Origin of the sequence: Rathayibacter sp. AY1B5 (assembly GCF_002932795.1) — a bacterium.
GTDB lineage: Bacteria > Actinomycetota > Actinomycetes > Actinomycetales > Microbacteriaceae > Rathayibacter.
The window spans coordinates 1-16581 of the sequence record NZ_PSWM01000018.1; the positions used below are offsets into that span (position 1 = coordinate 1).

Sequence of the window (16581 nt, forward strand, 5' to 3'; positions counted from 1 at the left end):
CCACGGCGCCGCCCCTCAGTCCCGCCCCCGCGACGTGGTCGGCATCGTCGGCCTCGTCCTCGCGATCGTCCTCGTCCTCGCGCAGATCGGGCGGACCGCGCTCACCACGGCCATCCCGGTCCTCGCGTTCCAGGGCGGATTCGACACCACGCAGATCGGGGCGCTCTTCGCCGCCCTCGGGGTCACGATGCTCGTGCTCGCGACGGCGACCGCGATCGTCGGCGTCATCGGCGTCGCTCGGAAGGACCGCGCCCGGCTGCTCTCGGCCGTCACGCTCGGCGTCGGAGCGAGCGTCGCGATCGTCGAGCTGGGCGCGCTCGTCGTCCCGCCCCTGGTCGGCCTCTCGCTCCAGTACTGACGAGGCTCGCTGAAGCGGATCCGTCCCTCCGCCCTCGCAGGATCCGCACGGCGCCGCGCCCGTTCCTCGGGGTCTCCCGCGCCGCGGCGGCTCCCCCTGCGATGCGCCAGGATGGGGGCATGACGACACGCGTGGACGGCCTCTTCGTCTACCCGGTGAAGGGCCTGACCCCGCAGCCGATCCCCCGCGTCGAGCTCACCGCCGGCCGCGGCGTCCCCTTCGACCGCACGATCGCGCTCGCCCGCCCCGGCGGCGCCTACCGGCCCGGCCTGCGGCACGGCATCTCCAAGCGCGAGTACTTCGTGCTCGTCGCCGAGGCCCGCCTCGCCGGGCTGACCACGCACCTCGACCCCGGCAGCGGAGTGCTCACCGTCGACGTCCGCGGCCACCGGGTCCTCTCCGCCGACCTCGGCACGGAGGACGGACGGGCCGCGCTGCGCTCCTTCGCCGCGCGCGTGCTCGACCTGCCGCCCGGCGTCGAGCCGGTGATCGCGCAGGACGAGGGGCGCCGCTACACCGACACCGCGCACAACTCCGACGTCGAGATGGAGTACGTCTCCCTGATCAACCTGGCGAGCGTCCGCGACCTCGCCGAGCGCTGCGGCCGGAGCGTCGATCCGCTGCGGTTCCGCGGGAACATCCACCTCGAGGGGCTGCCCGCGTGGAGTGAGCTCGAGCTGCTCGGGCGCGAGCTCACCGCGGGCGGGCTGCGGCTGCGGATCACGAAGGCCACCGAGCGGTGCGCCGCGACCGAGGTCGAGCCGGGCACCGGTCGGCGCGACCTGCCGGTCCCCCGGCTGCTGCACGAGACCTACGGCCACGAGCTCCTCGGCGTCTACGCGGAGGTCCTCGACGGCGGCACGCTCGGCGTGGGCGACGAGCTGGTGCTCCGTGGCTGAGCTGCTGCTCGTGGTGGCCGAGCGCGAGGCGCTCACCCCGGCCGTCACCCGCTTCGTGCTGCGGAGCGAGGACGGCGCCCCGCTGCCCGGCTACTCGGCCGGCGCGCACCTCACGCTCACCACCCCCTCCGGCGAGCGCCGCAGCTACAGCCTCGTCGAGCCGGGATCCCCGGAGCCGTCGCACTACGCGATCGCGGTGCGCCGGGAGCCCGAGGGGCGGGGCGGATCGCGGAGCCTCCACGACGACGTCCGCGTCGGCGACGTCCTCGCCTCCGCGCCTCCCGCGAACACCTTCGCCCTCGAGCCCGCCGCCCGGTACCTCCTGATCGCGGGCGGGATCGGGGTCACTCCGATCCGCGCGATGGCCGCCGAGCTCCGGGCGCAGGGATCGGCCGTGCAGGTCGTGTACCTCAGCCGCACCCCCGAGGACACCGCGTGGCTCGACGAGTTCTCCGCCGACGGCTCCCTCCTGCACCACAGTGCGATCCACGGCCGGCTCGACCTCTGGCCGCTCGTCGCCGCGCCCGACGACGACGCCCGGATCTACTGCTGCGGTCCGTCCGCGCTGATCGACGAGGTCCTCGCCCTCACGATGCACTGGCGCCCGAGCCGGATCCACGTCGAGGACTTCGCGGGCGTCGACGCCGTCGGCGACCGGGCCGTCCCCTTCGCCGCCGTGTGGGAGCCGACGGGAGCCGCCGTCGAGGTCGCGGCCGACCGCTCGCTCCTCACCGCGCTCCGCTCCTCCGGGATCGACGTCGACTCCTCCTGCGAGTCGGGCACCTGCGGCACCTGCCGCCTCCGCCTGGTCGGCGGCACGGCGGAGCACCGCGACCTGGTGCTGACCCCGGAGGAGCACGAGCGCTGGATCATGCCGTGCGTCTCGCGCTCGGCCGGCGGCGCGCTGGTCGTCGCCCCGGAGTGACGGGGTCGGTCCCCTGTCCGCGCGCCGGCCGACACGCGTCGGCCGTCGTGTGACGCCGCATGACGCGCACGCGGCGCCCGGCTCGTCGCGAGCCTAGGCTCCCGGACGGGGGACACCGACCGTCACGACCGAAGGACTTCCGATGACCAGCACCTCCGTCCGCACGCAGCTCGACGAGTTCACCGTCGGCTTCGACGACACGGTCGGCCCCGAGCTCGCCGCCGTCTTCTCCGGCGAGCGCGACGACCTCGTCGCCGCCGGCGCTCCGAGCGGAGCCGTCACCGCCGGCGCCGCGCTCCCCGCCGCCTCCGTCGTGACCGTCGACGGCGACACCGTCGACCTCGCGGACGTCCTCGGCGCGGGCCCGGCCGTCCTCGTCTTCTACCGCGGAGCCTGGTGCCCGTACTGCAACATCACGCTCAAGCACTACAACGAGACCCTCGCCCCCGAGCTCGCCTCGCGCGGGGTCGCTCTCGTCGCGGTCAGCCCGCAGACCCCCGACGGGTCGCGCGCGGCCGTCGCGAACGGCGACCTGGGCTTCACCGTCGTCTCCGACCCCGGCAACGCGCTGGCGAGCGCTCTCGGCATCGTCACCGCCCCCAGCGGCGAGGCGCAGGAGGCGCACACCGCGCTCGGCTTCGCCGTGAAGGACAGCAACGCCGACGACACCCCGGCCGTCCCGTACCCGACCGTCCTGGTCGTCGACGCCGACCGGATCGTCCGCACGGCCGACGTGCACGTCGACTACACGACGCGCACCGAGACCGAGGACGTGCTCGCCGCCGTCGACGCGCTCTGACGCCTCCGCTGGCACCCTGAGCACGCGCGGCGGTCGAGCGCACCCCCTCGCCCGCCGCGCCGCCTCTCCCTAGGCTCGACCCGTGACAGCGGAGACGGACGTGCTCGTGGTCGGCGGCGGTCCGGTCGGACTCCTGCTCGGCGCGCTCCTGGCGCAGGCCGGGGCGGGTGTGCAGGTGTGGGAGCGGCGCTCCTCGGTGCCGCGCGGCTCGCGGGCGATCGGCATCCACCCGCCGTCGCTCGACGTGTTCGCCGCGGTCGGCGCCGATGCTCCCGTGCTGGCCGAGGCCACGCGCGTCCGCGAGGGCGTCGCGCGCAGCCGGGGCCGCACCCTCGGCACGCTCTCGTTCGCGCGCGCGTCCGCGACGCACCCCTACGTCGTCACCCTCGATCAGCACCGCACCGAGGCGATCCTCCGCCAGCGCCTCGAGGCACTGGCCCCGGAGGCGCTGCGCCCCGGGATCGCGCTGACCGGCCTGCTCCGCCGCGGCTCCGGCGTCGAGGCGACCGGCACCGGACCGGGCGGTGAGCCCGTCTCGGTCCGCGCCGCCTTCGTCGTCGGAGCCGACGGCGCCCGGAGCACCGTCCGCGACCTGCTCGGGATCCGCACCACCGGCCGCGACTACCCGGACCGCTATGTGATGGGCGACTTCGCCGACCCCGAGCCCGGCGGCCTCACCGGCACCGCGCTCGTCGACGTCGGCCCGGCGGGAGTCGTGGAGTCCTTCCCGCTGCCGGGCGGACGGCGCCGCTACGTCGCGCTGAGCGGGCCCGACCGCTCCCTCGGCGCCCCCGCCTGGCGACCCGAGGAGGCCCCCGACCAGGAGGCCGCGCGCGCCCTGGCCGCCGCGGTCCGCGATCGGACGGGCGCCGACGCCGACCCGGAGACCTGCACGATGCTCAGCGGCTTCCAGGTGCGGCGCCGCGAGGCCGAGCGGATGGGGGTCGGCCGCGTCGTCCTCATCGGCGACGCCGCGCACGAGATCAGTCCGATCGGCGGGCAGGGCATGAACCTCGGCTGGCTCGACGCCGCCGAGCTCGCTCCGCTCCTGGCCGGTGCCGTGCGCCGCGGCGAGGCCGGCCCCTGGCCCGGCTTCGCCCGGCGGCGCACCACCGCGGCCCGGCGCGCGGCGCGGCAGGCGGAGGCGAACATGGCGCTCGGACGACCGCTCGGCACGCTCGCGCACCGCGGCCGCGAGGCGTTCCTGCGCACCGCCCTCACCCTGCCGACCTCGGACCTGCTCGCCCGCGTCTACGCGATGCGCTGGTCCTGAGGTCGCGGGCGGCCGGTCAGCCGACCAGCCGCGCGCCCGCCAGCCCGAGCTCGACCACCAGCACGAGCGACGCCGCGATCACGAGCCGGAAGAGGGTGCGCGTCGGCGGGCCGCTCAGCACCAGGCGGACGCCCGCGGCGGCGAGCACGACCACCGCGAGGGTCCCGATCACCGCGAGCACCACGCCCGTCCCGCGCACCGGCTGGTCGCCGACGAGCTGTCCGACGAGCACGAGCAGCGCGGCTACCACCAGCGATCCGAAGGCGACGACTCCGGAGAGCCGCAGGCCGAGGCGGTGGGGGAAGCCGCGGACCCCGGTGGCCTCGTCGTCGACCAGATCGGGGAGCACGTTCGTGCAGTGGATGGCGACGCCGAACACGGCCCCGGTCGCGATCGCCCACCAGGCGGGGAGCCGGCCGTCGCCCGCCGCCACCGCCACCACCGGCAGCAGCCCGAAGGCGACCACGAACGGAGCGACCGACCAGACCGTGCGCTTGAGCCCCGCGTCGTAGGCCCAGCCCGCGGCGACCAGCATCAGATGCGCGACCGCGGCGACCGGTCCGAGCAGCAGCGAGAGCACCACGGCGGCCGCGGCCGTGCCCAGTGCGGCCGCGCGGACGGCGCCTACGCCGATCAGCCCCTGCGCGACCGGCTTGTCGGTGCGCCCCACCGCGCGGTCGCGGTCGGCGTCGATCCAGTCGTTCGCGAGCCCGATCGAGAGCTGCCCGAGGAGCACGGCGAGCGCCACCAGCACGACCTGCCCGAGCGGATGCCCGGACGCCGCCGCGATCACGGTCGCCAGCACGGTGACCGTCACGGTCGGCCCGGGGTGCGACGAGGCCAGCAGGAGTCGCACCCGGGACGTCATCCCGCCAGCCTACGGTCGCCGGCGCGCATCCGCCCGCGACGGGAATGGCCCGGGATGGGGCAGGGTTGCACCACCCGGCATCCCGATTCAGGAAGAAGGCCTCGTGGACCTCGTGCACTGGCTGTTCGACGCGCAGATCGTCATCGGCGAGCAGACCGTCCTCTGGCGGGAGGTCATCGGCAACGTCTTCGGGCTCCTCAGCGCCCTCGGCGGGATGCGGCGGAAGGTCTGGGCCTGGCCGGTCGGCCTCATCGGCAATGTGCTGCTGTTCACGGTCTTCATGGGTGCTCTGTTCGGCACTCCCAACCCCGTCAACCTGCTCGGGCAGGCCGGGCGGCAGGTGATGTTCATCCTGGTCAGCGTCTACGGCTGGTACCGGTGGACCCACCGCCCCGACGACTCCACGACCCTGATCGAGCCGCGCTGGGCGTCGTGGCGCACCCGCGGCCTGCTGGTGCTCGGGATGGTCGGCGGCACCGCGGTGCTGACCCCCGTGTTCCGCGCGCTCGGCTCCTACGAGCCGGTCTGGAGCGACGCGTGGATCTTCGTCGGCTCCGTCCTCGCCACCTACGGCATGGCGAAGGGCTGGACCGAGTTCTGGCTCATCTGGGTGGCCGTCGACCTGGTCGGCGTGCCGCTGCTGTTCTCGGCCGGCTACTACGCGTCGGGGCTGATGTACGTCTTCTACGGCGCGTTCACCCTGGTCGGCTTCTTCGTCTGGATGCGGCAGGGCACCCGTCCGTCCGCCGCTCCGATCACGGTCGGCTAGCTCCAGCAGGCCGCCGCCGCCGGGGGAAGTGGCCGTGCGAGCGGCCCCGTCGGTGGTCCACTGGGAGCGGAGGCGCCCGCCTCCCCCCACCAGGAACGGACGCCGTGCTCTCCCTCGTCTACTCCAGCCGCACCTCTGCCGGCTTCGCGGACGCCGACCTTCCCGCGCTGCTCGCCCAGTGCCGCGCGACCAACGAGCGCCTCGGCCTGACCGGCATGCTCCTGCACCGCGACGGCCGGTTCCTCCAGGTGCTCGAGGGGCCGGACGAGGTCCTGCGGGAGCGGATGGCCGTCATCGCCGCCGACGAGCGCCACGCGCAGCTGCGCACCCTCCTCGCGGAGCCGATCCAGGAGCGCCTGTTCCCGGAGTGGTCGATGGCGTTCGAGTCCGCCGCCGACGCCGAGGCCGCCGGGCTCCGCACGTCCTTCGACGACCTCGACGACACCGAGGCCGACAGCGCGACGCTCCCGGCCCTGCGCGAGCTCATCCGCTTCTTCCGCGGACGGGACTAGGCGGCGCGACTCGGGACGCCGGGATCGCCGCCGGTCCACCACCGGGACACGGCGCCCGTCACTCCTCCGCCGAGGGAGGCGCGAGCCGAGCCCACTCCTCGTCGTCCCCGATCTTCGTGGATTCACGCCTTCTCGAGGTCTTTCTCCACCTTCGGATCCGGCTTGTCGAAGCGCAGAGGAACCACCTCTCCGACTGCTTATCGCTCCCCCGCGAGAAAGGAGCGGACATCGTCTCGGGTCAGCCCCGAGGCGACGGCGAGCCGGTGCTCTCCGGCCCCGAGTCGGGCGGCTCCACGGAGTGCCGATTCCCGCTCCCCGCCTTTCCAGGAAACACCGTTCCGGAATGCCGCGAATTCCGCGGAGACCCTATCGAGAGCGTCGACGACATCGCTGGACACGCTCTCCGGCGGCTCGCCGAGATCGATGTGCCAGCCTCTCCCGGACTTCTCGTCACTGTCGTCCACACGAAGGAGAATATCCCGGACCGCAGGGCGGCGCCTGTGATCGCTGTGCGATCGTCACGCTCCGGATGACGCGCGACCCGCACGCTGGGTAGTGCCAGGCCCTGCGAGGCACGGCGTAGTGGTCCGCACGGCGACGGACGCGGAGAAGATCCTCACGAACCTCCGGAAGGGACCCTCGCTCGGCGGTCGCGACGCGAACTGCTCGAGGACGCCTCGGAGCACGTCGCGGGCGACGAGTCGGAGCTCGCGCGCTCCTTCGGCGATCCTGTCGAGATCGCCCGCGCCGCACTCGCCTGCGCGGCCCCTCTCGGCGGTCGCCCTCCTCCGGGCCCCGCAGGTCCTCCGCGCCCGCTGACGAGGCGCGTCGGGCAGGATGGGCCGGGTGTCGATCAGCAGGGCGTGGAGAGCAGCGGCGATCGTGGCGTCGATCACGGCGCTCTCGGCGTGCGCGACGGAGTACCACGGCCACGACAGCGGGATGGACGGCAGGCTGTGGCGGCGGATGGCCGCGGTCGAGGATCCGCTCAGCACGAGTGTCTACGGGTCACTCGACGAGACGATAGGCATCCTCCACGGCTTGAATCCGGAGGCTTATCCACCGCCTCTCGAGGACCCGTCCGCCTATCTCTCGGGAATCGACGTCCCCCGCTGGAACGGAGAGGCCGAGTCGGTCGATCCCTCGACCTTCGAGGACGGCGGAGTGGTGCTCTACGACGAGGACGTCACGGACGGCGAAGCCCGCTTCTCGCTCTTCCTCGCATCCGGTCCGATCCCTGGGGAGGCGGATGAGGGCGGCTGGTTCAGCGGCCCCAGCGAGGTCTACACCTGCTACGGACTCGTCGTCGACTTCGAGGCGGAGACGCCTCCCCAGCCGGAGAGGACCGTCTTCGAGGACTGCCCCGCGGAACTCGTCTCCGTGCTCCGCTCCGACGCGGCCTTCGCCTCGGCCGAGGTCTTCGACGGCTGACCCGACCGCGGCGACCACCCGCGCGACGACCGCGGGGCGGAGATGCGGATCGCGTCGATCCAGCACGCCCGCACCGGCGGCGCCGGAACCTCCGGCCGATCCTGGGGCGGCGCCCCGTCCGAGCCGTCGAGGTTCCGTCGGTGTGCAGGCCCCCGCGCCGAGGGACGTAAAGTGTGCTCACACGCGCCCGCGGACGGGCGAGCCGCCCGTGAGGGCGCCCCGGTCCTGCGTCGGAGGCGCCGATCACAGAGAGCCGCGGTGCCCGATGCCGGAAGACAAGCCCGCGTCGCGGGCGCCGAGCATCTACGACGTCGCCCGCGCGGCCGGCGTCTCGCACCAGACCGTCTCCCGGGTCCTGAACGACCACCCGAGCCTCCGCGCCGAGACGAAGAAGCGCGTGCTCGAGGTGATGGCCGAGCTCGACTACCGCCCCAACCTCGCCGCGCGGGCCCTCGTCACCAGCCGCACCCGCACCGTCGGCGTGCTGTCCTCGCAGAGCCTCCAGTACGGCCCGGCCTCGAGCATCCAGGCCATCGAGGTCGCGGCGCGCGACGCGGGCTACCTCGTCGTCACGGCCAACGTCGACGGCACCGACGGCGCGTCGATCCAGGCCGGGATCCGGCACCTGCTCAACCAGGCGGTCGAGGGCCTCGTGGTCGTCGCGCCGCAGATCCGAGTCTTCGACATCCTCTCCGGAGTCGCGCTGCGGATCCCGCACGTGACGCTGCAGACGAGCGAGGACGACCGCGACGACGCGCTCTACGTCGACCAGATGGCCGGCGCCCGCATCGCCACCGGGCATCTGATCGACCTCGGGCACACCGAGATCGTGCACCTCGCCGGCCCGCAGGACTGGATCGAGGCCGAGGCCCGGATGCGGGGCTATCTCGCCGAGCTCGACCACCGCTCGATCCCGCTGCGCCCGCCGCTGCTGGGCGACTGGAGCGCTGAGCGCGGCCACCGCGTGGGCCTGGAGCTCTCGCGTTTCCTCGACTTCACGGCGGTGTTCGCGGGGAACGACCAGATGGCGCTCGGACTGATGAGCGCGTTCCACGAGCGCGGGGTCCGCGTGCCGGAGGACGTCAGCGTCATCGGCTTCGACGACATCCCCGAGGCGGCGTTCTACTGGCCGCCGCTGACCAGCGTCCGCCAGGACTTCGTGGAGCTCGGACGCCGGTGCGTGGCCACGCTGCTCAGCCTGATCGAGGGCGACCGGCCGGAGAAGGCGGCACCGATCGCTCCGCAGCTGGTCGTCCGCGGATCCACGGCCGTCCCCCGGAGCGCGAGCGTCACCGCCTCGCGCTGACCGGCGGCCGCGACGCCCTCGCGCCGCGACCGCCCGGGATCACTCGCCGTGAGCGGCGATCGACACGTCGTTCCAGCGCTTCCAGGTCTCGAGGCGCGACTCGTAGTCCGCCGTCGCGATGCCCAGCGGCGCGCGTCCGAAGAAGATGCGCAGCGGCGGCTCGTCCGCGTCCACGACCGCGAGGATCCCGAGGCGCGAGGCCCTCGGATCGCCCTGCTGAGCGGCGGAGGGGCGACGGCTCGCGGCCTCGCGGACCCCGTCGTACGCGGCGATCGGCTCGCTGCGCGACGCGGAGGGACCGGACCAGTCGGTCGAGTACCCGCCGGGCTCGACGAGGGTCACGTGGATCCCGAAGCCGGCGACCTCGGCGGCCAGCGACTGGGTGAAGCCCTCGAGCGCCCACTTCGACGCGTGGTAGGCGCCGATCGACGGGAACGCGCTGATGCCGCCGATGCTCGACACCTGGACGATGTGCCCCGAGCCCTGCTCGCGGAGGATCGGCAGCGCGGCCTGCGTGACCCAGAGGGCGCCGAAGACGTTGGTCTCGAGCTGCGCGCGGACCTCCTCCTCGGTGAGCTCCTCGATCATGCCGAAGTGCCCGTAGCCGGCGTTGTTGATCACGACGTCCAGGCGCCCGAAGCGCTCGGCAGCGGCCTGCACGGCGGCGAAGTCCGCCGCGCGGTCGGTCACGTCGAGGGTCAGCGGGAGGAACGTCCCGGGGTACTTCTCGACGAGGGCGTCGAGGGTCTCGATCCGGCGGGCGGTGCCGGCGACCGAGTCGCCGCGCTCGAGCGCCGCCTCGGCCCACTCGCGGCCGAAGCCCTTCGAGGCGCCGGTGATGAACCAGGTCTTCGTCATGGTGTGCGTCCTTTCGACAGTGCTGGACGCAACGCAGACGGCTCCGGCTCCCTTCCGGGGCCGGGGACCCTTGACAGCACCGCTCCGAGAGCGCACGACGCGCCGTCGATGTCCCGTTACCGAGTCGAGACGTGCGCGTTGACACGAACGGCGCCGACGGGTCTAGCATGACGCAATGTGATCGCTCACATGGCATCACATCTCCGCCCCGATCCCGAGGGCGGCCCTGCATCCACTGCATTCAATGACGAAGGAATCACAGTGACCACAATGAAGCGCGCTCTCATCGCCGGCATCGCCGGCGGAGCGATGATCCTCTCCCTCGCCGCCTGCTCCTCCGGAACCGGTGGCGGCTCGGGCTCGGGATCCGGCGACGGCGGCCTCGTCGGCGTCGCGATGCCGACCAAGTCGTCCGAGCGCTGGATCGCTGACGGCAACAACGTCAAGTCGCAGCTCGAGGAGGCCGGCTACCAGGTCGACCTTCAGTACGCCGAGGACGACATCCCCACCCAGGTCTCGCAGCTCGAGAACATGATCACCAAGGGCGCCAAGGCCCTGATCGTCGCCTCGATCGACGGCACCACCCTCACGAGCGTGCTCGAGGAGGCCAAGGCCAACGACATCCCCGTCATCGCCTACGACCGCCTCATCCGCGACTCCGAGAACGTGGACTACTACGCCACCTTCGACAACTACAAGGTGGGCGTCCAGCAGGCCACCTCGCTCCTCGCGGGCCTCGGTCTCACCGACCTCACCGGTGCGAAGGCCGCCGACGCCCCCGCCGGCCCCTTCAACGTCGAGCTGTTCGCCGGAAGCCCCGACGACAACAACGCCACGTTCTTCTTCAACGGCGCGATGGACACCCTCCAGCCGTACATCGACGACAAGACGCTCGTCGTGAAGTCCGGCGAGACCGACTTCAACACCGTCGCCACGCTCCGCTGGGACGGCGAGGTCGCCCAGAGCCGCATGGAGGACATCCTCACCAAGACGTACTCCGACGGCTCCAAGGTCCAGGGCGTCCTCTCGCCCTACGACGGCCTCAGCCGCGGCATCATCTCCGCTCTGACCGACGCCGGGTACACCGTCGGCTCCGACTTCCCGATCATCACCGGTCAGGACGCCGAGCTCGACTCCGTCAAGGCGATCATCGCCGGCGAGCAGTACGCGACCATCTACAAGGACACCCGCGAGCTCGCCAAGGAGGCCGTGAAGATGGCCCAGGCCGTGCTCGAGGGCACCGAGCCCGAGGTCAACGACACCGACACCTACGACAACGGCAAGAAGGTCGTCCCGTCCTTCCTGCTCGAGCCGGTCATCGTCACCAAGGACCAGATCCAGTCCGTCCTCGTCGACGGCGGGTACTACACGGATGCGGAAGTGAACGGCTAGTCCTCTCTCCTCACCCGAGAAGGAACACCCCGGGAGGGCGCCCAGTGGGCGCCCTCCCCCACTACGAAGGAAGGGAGGCGGCGTGACCTCGAACATCCTCGAGATGCGCGGCATCACCAAGACGTTCCCGGGCGTGAAGGCGCTCCAGGACGTCACGCTCAACGCACAGCGCGGCGAAGTCCACGCGATCTGCGGGGAGAACGGCGCCGGCAAGTCGACGCTGATGAAGGTCCTGTCGGGCGTCTATCCGCACGGCACCTACGAGGGCGACATCGTCTTCGAGGACGAGGTGATGCAGTTCTCCAGCATCCGCGACTCGGAGGCCAAGGGCATCGTCATCATCCACCAGGAGCTGGCCCTCAGCCCCTACCTCTCCATCGCGGAGAACATCTTCCTCGGCAACGAGGTGCGCGGCTTCGGCGGCCTGATCGACTGGAACAAGACCAACCAGGAGGCGGCGGCGCTGCTGGCCCGCGTGGGTCTGCGCGAGAACCCGACCACCAAGATCATGGAGATCGGAGTCGGCAAGCAGCAGCTCGTCGAGATCGCGAAGGCGCTCTCCAAGCGGGTCAAGCTGCTCATCCTCGACGAGCCCACCGCGGCCCTGAACGACGAGGACTCGGACCACCTGCTCGACCTGATCCTGCACCTCAAGGAGCAGGGCATCACGTCGATCATCATCAGCCACAAGCTGAACGAGATCAAGAAGATCGCGGACACCGTCACGGTCATCCGCGACGGCAAGACCATCGAGACGATCGCGCACGACGACGTGACCGAGGACCGCATCATCAAGGACATGGTCGGCCGCGACCTGGACCACCGCTACCCGGACCACACGCCGCACATCGGCGAGGAGATCCTGCGCGTGGTCGACTGGACGGCCCACCACCCCCAGGATCCGACGCGCGTCATGGTGGACAAGGTCAACCTGTCGGTGCACCGCGGCGAGATCGTCGGCATCGCCGGACTCATGGGCGCCGGGCGCACCGAGTTCGCGATGAGCCTCTTCGGCCGCTCCTACGGCAGCCGCATCTCGGGCCAGGTCTTCAAGGCCGGCAAGGAGATCAAGATCCGCAACGTCTCGGAGGCGATCGCCCACGGGCTCGCCTACGCGACCGAGGACCGCAAGCACTACGGCCTCAACCTCATCGACGACATCAAGCGGAACATTTCGCTCGCGTCCCTCGACAAGGTCGCCCGCGGCGGACTCGTCGACGACAACCGCGAGTTCGAGGTCGCCAACGAGTACCGCGGCAGCATGAACATCAAGTCGCCGACCGTGCTCGCCAAGACCGGGAAGCTCTCCGGCGGCAACCAGCAGAAGGTCGTCCTGTCGAAGTGGATCTACTCCGACCCGGACGTCCTCATCCTCGACGAGCCCACCCGCGGCATCGACGTGGGTGCGAAGTACGAGATCTACACCATCATCAACCGGCTCGCGGCGCAGGGTAAGGGGATCATCGTCATCTCCTCCGAGCTGCCGGAGCTGCTCGGCATCTGCGACCGCGTCTACGCGCTGTCGGAGGGCCGGATCACGGGCGAGCTGCCCATCGCCGAGGCGACGCCCGAGGCGGTCCTCACCCTCATGACCCAGGAGAAGCAACGATGACCGATCTGCAGAACGAACCGTCCACCGCGGCCGGTGCGCAGGTGAAGCCCACCGAGAACGCCTTCACGAAGCGCCTCAGCCACGTGCTGGGCGACCTCGGCAAGAACGGCATCTTCATCGCCCTCATCGTGGTGGTGCTGCTGTTCGAGGTGATGACCGGCGGCATCCTCCTCCGCCCCCAGAACATCTCGAACCTGATCGTCCAGAACGGCTACATCCTGATCCTCGCCATCGGCATGGTGATGGTCATCGTGGCCGGGCACATCGACCTCTCGGTCGGCTCGGTCGCGGCGTTCGTCGGAGCGATCTCGGGCGTCTTCGCGGTCAACATGGGCCTCCCGTGGTGGCTGTCGATCGTCCTCTCCCTCCTCATCGGCGCACTCGTCGGAGCGTGGCAGGGCTTCTGGATCGCGTACGTCGGGATCCCGGCGTTCATCGTGACCCTGGCGGGCATGCTGATCTTCCGCGGCCTGGCGCTCGTCGTCCTCGGCAACGCGAACATCGGCTCCTTCCCGACCGAGTACCGCGCGCTGGGCAACGGCTTCCTCACCGACCTGTTCGGCGAGACCGACCTCGACCCGCTGTCGCTCGTCATCGGCGCGCTCGCGATCGTCGCCTTCGCCGTGCAGTCCGTGCGCACCCGCCGCGGCCGCCAGAAGTACGCGCAGAGCGTCGAGCCGGGCGCCTGGTTCGTCACCAAGCTCGTCCTCGTCTCCGTCGTGATCGCGGCCTTCTCCTTCGCGCTGGCCACCTTCAAGGGCATCCCGGTCACCCTGATCGTGCTCGCCGTGCTCGTCCTGATCTACGGCGTGGTCATGAACCGCTCCGTCTTCGGCCGTCACGTCTACGCGATCGGCGGCAACCTGCACGCCGCGGAGCTGTCCGGCATCAAGACCCGCAACGTCACCTTCTGGCTGTTCGTCAACATGGGCGTCCTCGCGGCGCTGGCCGGCCTCGTCTTCACCGCGCGACTCAACCTCGCCGGCCCGAAGGCGGGCGACGGCTTCGAGCTCGAGGCCATCTCGGCCGCCTTCATCGGCGGCGCGGCGGTCCAGGGCGGCGTCGGCACCATCGGCGGCGCGATCATCGGTGGCCTCATCATCGGCGTCCTGAACAACGGCATGTCGATCATGGGCATCGGCATCGAGTGGCAGCAGGCGGTCAAGGGCCTCGTGCTCCTTCTCGCGGTCGCCTTCGACGTCTACAACAAGCGCCGCTCGGGCGGACGCTAGGCCCTGCGGTCGTGCCCGACTGGTCGCGGTTCCTGCCGCTGAGCACCGGGCCCTCGGTCGACGAGACGGGCGTCAGCAACGACTGGCGCCCCCTCGTCGCCGAGAGGCTCGACCGCCTCGCCGTCCTGGCCGCCTCCCCCTCCACCGAGGAGGGCGAGGCGGCCAGTGCCGTCTCCCGGGACGCCCTGCTCGGAGAACTCGTCGTGCGGCTCTCGAGCAGCACCGGCCAGCGCCTCGCGACGCGGATGGGCGCCCGCGAGGCCTCCTCCCCTCCCCCTCCCGCCGAGATCGCCTCGGCCCTGGCCGCTCTCGCCTCCGCTCGCCGCGCCGGCGAGGGTCCCCGCTCGGTCGCCGAGCTGGTCGAGGTCGTCCGCGTCGAGCTCGCGCTCTCCCCCGACCCGCTCGCCCTCTCCTCCCGCATCACCGGCGGCGTGGCCCTGGACCGCCTGCAGCGCGCGCCGCTCGCGATCCGCGCCGCCGTCCGCGGCCGCACCCTCGCTCCGACCGACGCGGAGTGGGAGCTCGGCTCCGGCCCCGCCCTGCGCGTGCCGGCCGACGCGATCCTCCGCTTCCTGCTCGGCCTCGGGCCCTTCCCCGCCGACCCGGGCGCCTAGGCCGCGCCGCCTCCTGCCCCCGGGCGGAGGCGGCGCCGCCGCGGTCGTAGCATCGGAGGATGTTGCGCTCACTGCCGAGAAGCACCCCGTCCGCCCGCTCCGTCGACGCCGAGGGAGTGCTGGCCTTCGTCGAGGCGGTCGAGGCCGCACCCGGCGTCGAGCTGCACGGGCTGATGATCGTGCAGGGCGGCGACGTGGTCGCCGAGGGCTGGTGGGCGCCGTACTCGGCCGAGCGGCTGCACCTCTTCTACTCGCTGAGCAAGAGCTTCACCTCGACCGCCGTCGGCCTCGCGGTCGCCGAGGGCCTGGTCGACCTGGACGCCACCGTCCTCTCCTACTTCCCCGAGCTCGACGCCGAGGTGACGGATCCGCGCTCGCGTGCGATCCGCGTCCGTCACGTCCTCGCGATGGCCAGCGGCCACTCCGCCGAGACGATCGACCGCGCCGAGGCGCTGGACCCGGTCGACCTGGTGCGCGGCTTCCTCCTCCTCCCGCCGGAGCAGGAGCCGGGCAGCGTCTTCGCCTACAACCAGCCGTGCACCTTCGCCGCCGCCGCGATCGTGCAGCGTGTGAGCGGGCAGTCGCTGACCGACTACCTCCGCCCGCGCCTGCTGGATCCGCTCGGCATCGGCGACGTCGCCTGGCAGCGCGACGACTCCGGGCGCGAGCTCGGCTACAGCGGCCTGCACGCCACCACCGAGGCGGCCGCCGCGCTCGGACTGCTGTACCTGCAGGAGGGGCGCTGGGGCGACCGGCGGATCCTGTCGCCGGAGTGGGTCGCCGAGGCGACCCGCGCGCACGTCCCGACCCACGAGGACGGCGGACCCGACTGGCAGCAGTGCTACGGCTTCCAGTTCTAGCGGTCGCTGCACGGCTACCGCGCGGACGGCGCGTACGGGCAGTTCAGCCTCATCGTGCCCGAGCACGAGCTCGTGATCGCGCTGACGGGCCAGACTTCGGACACGCAGACGCTGCTCGCGCTCGCCTGGGAGCACCTGCTCCCCGCGGTCGGCCGCGGATCCTCCGCAGAAGCCGACGCCCGGCTGGCCGACCGGCTGTCGGCGCTCGCCCTGCCTCCGCTCGAGGGCGCCTCCCCCGCGACCGGGAGCTTCACGCCGACCGGATCGTGGCCCGACGCCGTCGAGGTGACGGCCGATGAGGGCGGCTGGACGCTCACGCTGACCGAGGGCGACGAGCGCTTCGCGGTGACGCCCGGCGCGGGAGCCTGGACCGTCGACGGGCCGTTCGCGGCGAGCGCCGGACCCTCGGGCGACGGCGTCCTGGTCGACATCGTGTTCCTCGAGACCCCGCACCGACTGCACGTCGAGCTCGCCCCCGACCGCACCGCGACGGCCCGCTGGGAGACCGAGCCGCTGCACGGCGGCCCGCTGGCCGGGCTGCGCGCCCCGCGCTGACGGCAGGACCCGCGCCGCTCATCCGTCACGAACGGCCCGTCCGCCCCTCGGCGACGGGCCGTTCGTGATGGATCGGAAGGGCCGCACTCGTTGGAGCCGACCGCGCATGTGAGGCGGTGATCACCGGGGGTCGACTGCAGCCGCTCCTTCCCGTCGATCCGGCCGACGCCCATGCCGTGCGCGCGGAACGCGTCCCGCGCGGCGCCCCGGCTCCGCGGATCGACGCCGAGCGCCGTGCGGAGGTACGCGGTGCTGAGCCGCTACACCGCGGCGACTCGCTCGGGGTCCGCGTCGGTCGTCTCCGCCACCGAGTCCCCG

The 16581-nt window shown here is 72.2% G+C and carries 18 protein-coding genes; 15 read left to right on the forward strand and 3 right to left on the reverse strand.

Features of this window, described 5'->3' with window-relative positions:
* From C5D44_RS18100 to C5D44_RS11755, 5 genes are all read left to right on the forward strand, one after another.
* A partial coding sequence (locus C5D44_RS18100) for a hypothetical protein (RefSeq protein WP_181118498.1) occupies positions 1 to 358 on the forward strand: 358 nt, incomplete at its 5' end.
* A gap of 119 nt (positions 359 to 477) precedes the next feature.
* Entirely contained in the window at positions 478 to 1257 is a 780-nt protein-coding gene (locus C5D44_RS11740; protein ID WP_181110339.1) for an MOSC domain-containing protein, read from the forward strand.
* Positions 1250 to 2182: a PDR/VanB family oxidoreductase gene (locus C5D44_RS11745; protein WP_104281738.1), complete on the forward strand. Its 933-nt coding sequence runs from the start codon at positions 1250 to 1252 to the stop codon at positions 2180 to 2182. Before C5D44_RS11740 ends, C5D44_RS11745 begins: the two co-directional genes overlap by 8 nt.
* A 142-nt stretch (positions 2183 to 2324) precedes the next feature.
* Positions 2325 to 2981 (forward strand): peroxiredoxin-like family protein, encoded by a 657-nt coding sequence (locus C5D44_RS11750; RefSeq protein ID WP_104276694.1) that lies wholly within the window; start codon positions 2325 to 2327, stop codon positions 2979 to 2981.
* An 82-nt stretch (positions 2982 to 3063) separates the two neighbouring features.
* The gene (locus C5D44_RS11755; RefSeq protein WP_104281739.1) at positions 3064 to 4254 is read left to right on the forward strand and encodes an NAD(P)/FAD-dependent oxidoreductase; all 1191 of its coding nucleotides are present in this window, start codon (positions 3064 to 3066) and stop codon (positions 4252 to 4254) included.
* Positions 4255 to 4270: 16 nt separating this feature from the next.
* Here C5D44_RS11755 and C5D44_RS11760 read toward each other — a convergent pair whose 3' ends face one another.
* Positions 4271 to 5122: a UbiA family prenyltransferase gene (locus C5D44_RS11760; protein WP_104281740.1), complete on the reverse strand. Its 852-nt coding sequence runs from the start codon at positions 5120 to 5122 to the stop codon at positions 4271 to 4273.
* Between the two features lie 103 nt (positions 5123 to 5225).
* Between C5D44_RS11760 and pnuC the strand changes: the two genes are divergently transcribed.
* Both pnuC and C5D44_RS11770 read left to right on the forward strand, forming a co-directional pair.
* Positions 5226 to 5891, forward strand: coding sequence for a nicotinamide riboside transporter PnuC (pnuC, locus tag C5D44_RS11765; RefSeq protein ID WP_104227403.1), 666 nt, complete (start codon positions 5226 to 5228; stop codon positions 5889 to 5891).
* Positions 5892 to 5995: 104 nt separating this feature from the next.
* Complete coding sequence (locus tag C5D44_RS11770; RefSeq protein ID WP_104281741.1) at positions 5996 to 6403, forward strand: BLUF domain-containing protein; 408 nt, start codon at positions 5996 to 5998, stop codon at positions 6401 to 6403.
* Positions 6404 to 6600: 197 nt separating this feature from the next.
* On the opposite strand, the gene C5D44_RS11775 is transcribed toward C5D44_RS11770, so the two are convergent.
* Entirely contained in the window at positions 6601 to 6867 is a 267-nt protein-coding gene (locus C5D44_RS11775) for a hypothetical protein (RefSeq protein WP_104281742.1), read from the reverse strand.
* 382 nt (positions 6868 to 7249) lie between these two features.
* Between C5D44_RS11775 and C5D44_RS11785 the strand changes: the two genes are divergently transcribed.
* Complete coding sequence (locus C5D44_RS11785) at positions 7250 to 7834, forward strand: hypothetical protein (RefSeq protein ID WP_146088038.1); 585 nt, start codon at positions 7250 to 7252, stop codon at positions 7832 to 7834.
* 265 nt (positions 7835 to 8099) lie between these two features.
* Positions 8100 to 9140 (forward strand): LacI family DNA-binding transcriptional regulator, encoded by a 1041-nt coding sequence (locus tag C5D44_RS11790; RefSeq protein ID WP_104276701.1) that lies wholly within the window; start codon positions 8100 to 8102, stop codon positions 9138 to 9140.
* 39 nt (positions 9141 to 9179) lie between these two features.
* On the opposite strand, the gene C5D44_RS11795 is transcribed toward C5D44_RS11790, so the two are convergent.
* Positions 9180 to 9998, reverse strand: a complete 819-nt coding sequence (locus C5D44_RS11795) for an SDR family oxidoreductase (RefSeq protein WP_104276702.1) — start codon at positions 9996 to 9998, stop codon at positions 9180 to 9182.
* 270 nt (positions 9999 to 10268) lie between these two features.
* Between C5D44_RS11795 and chvE the strand changes: the two genes are divergently transcribed.
* From chvE to C5D44_RS18325, 6 genes are all read left to right on the forward strand, one after another.
* Complete coding sequence (gene chvE / locus C5D44_RS11800) at positions 10269 to 11390, forward strand: multiple monosaccharide ABC transporter substrate-binding protein (protein ID WP_104224984.1); 1122 nt, start codon at positions 10269 to 10271, stop codon at positions 11388 to 11390.
* Positions 11391 to 11472: 82 nt separating this feature from the next.
* The gene (gene mmsA, locus C5D44_RS11805; RefSeq protein WP_104256398.1) at positions 11473 to 13002 is read left to right on the forward strand and encodes a multiple monosaccharide ABC transporter ATP-binding protein; all 1530 of its coding nucleotides are present in this window, start codon (positions 11473 to 11475) and stop codon (positions 13000 to 13002) included.
* Positions 12999 to 14234 (forward strand): multiple monosaccharide ABC transporter permease, encoded by a 1236-nt coding sequence (gene mmsB / locus C5D44_RS11810; protein ID WP_104224982.1) that lies wholly within the window; start codon positions 12999 to 13001, stop codon positions 14232 to 14234. Before mmsA ends, mmsB begins: the two co-directional genes overlap by 4 nt.
* An 11-nt stretch (positions 14235 to 14245) precedes the next feature.
* Positions 14246 to 14848: a hypothetical protein gene (locus C5D44_RS11815; protein ID WP_104281745.1), complete on the forward strand. Its 603-nt coding sequence runs from the start codon at positions 14246 to 14248 to the stop codon at positions 14846 to 14848.
* Positions 14849 to 14907: 59 nt separating this feature from the next.
* Positions 14908 to 15708 carry a serine hydrolase gene (locus C5D44_RS18320; protein ID WP_219815343.1) on the forward strand — a complete coding sequence of 267 codons (801 nt, stop codon included), beginning with the start codon at positions 14908 to 14910 and terminating at the stop codon, positions 15706 to 15708.
* A gap of 54 nt (positions 15709 to 15762) precedes the next feature.
* Complete coding sequence (locus C5D44_RS18325) at positions 15763 to 16263, forward strand: hypothetical protein (protein ID WP_219815344.1); 501 nt, start codon at positions 15763 to 15765, stop codon at positions 16261 to 16263.
* The last annotated feature ends 318 nt before the right edge of the window (positions 16264 to 16581 follow it).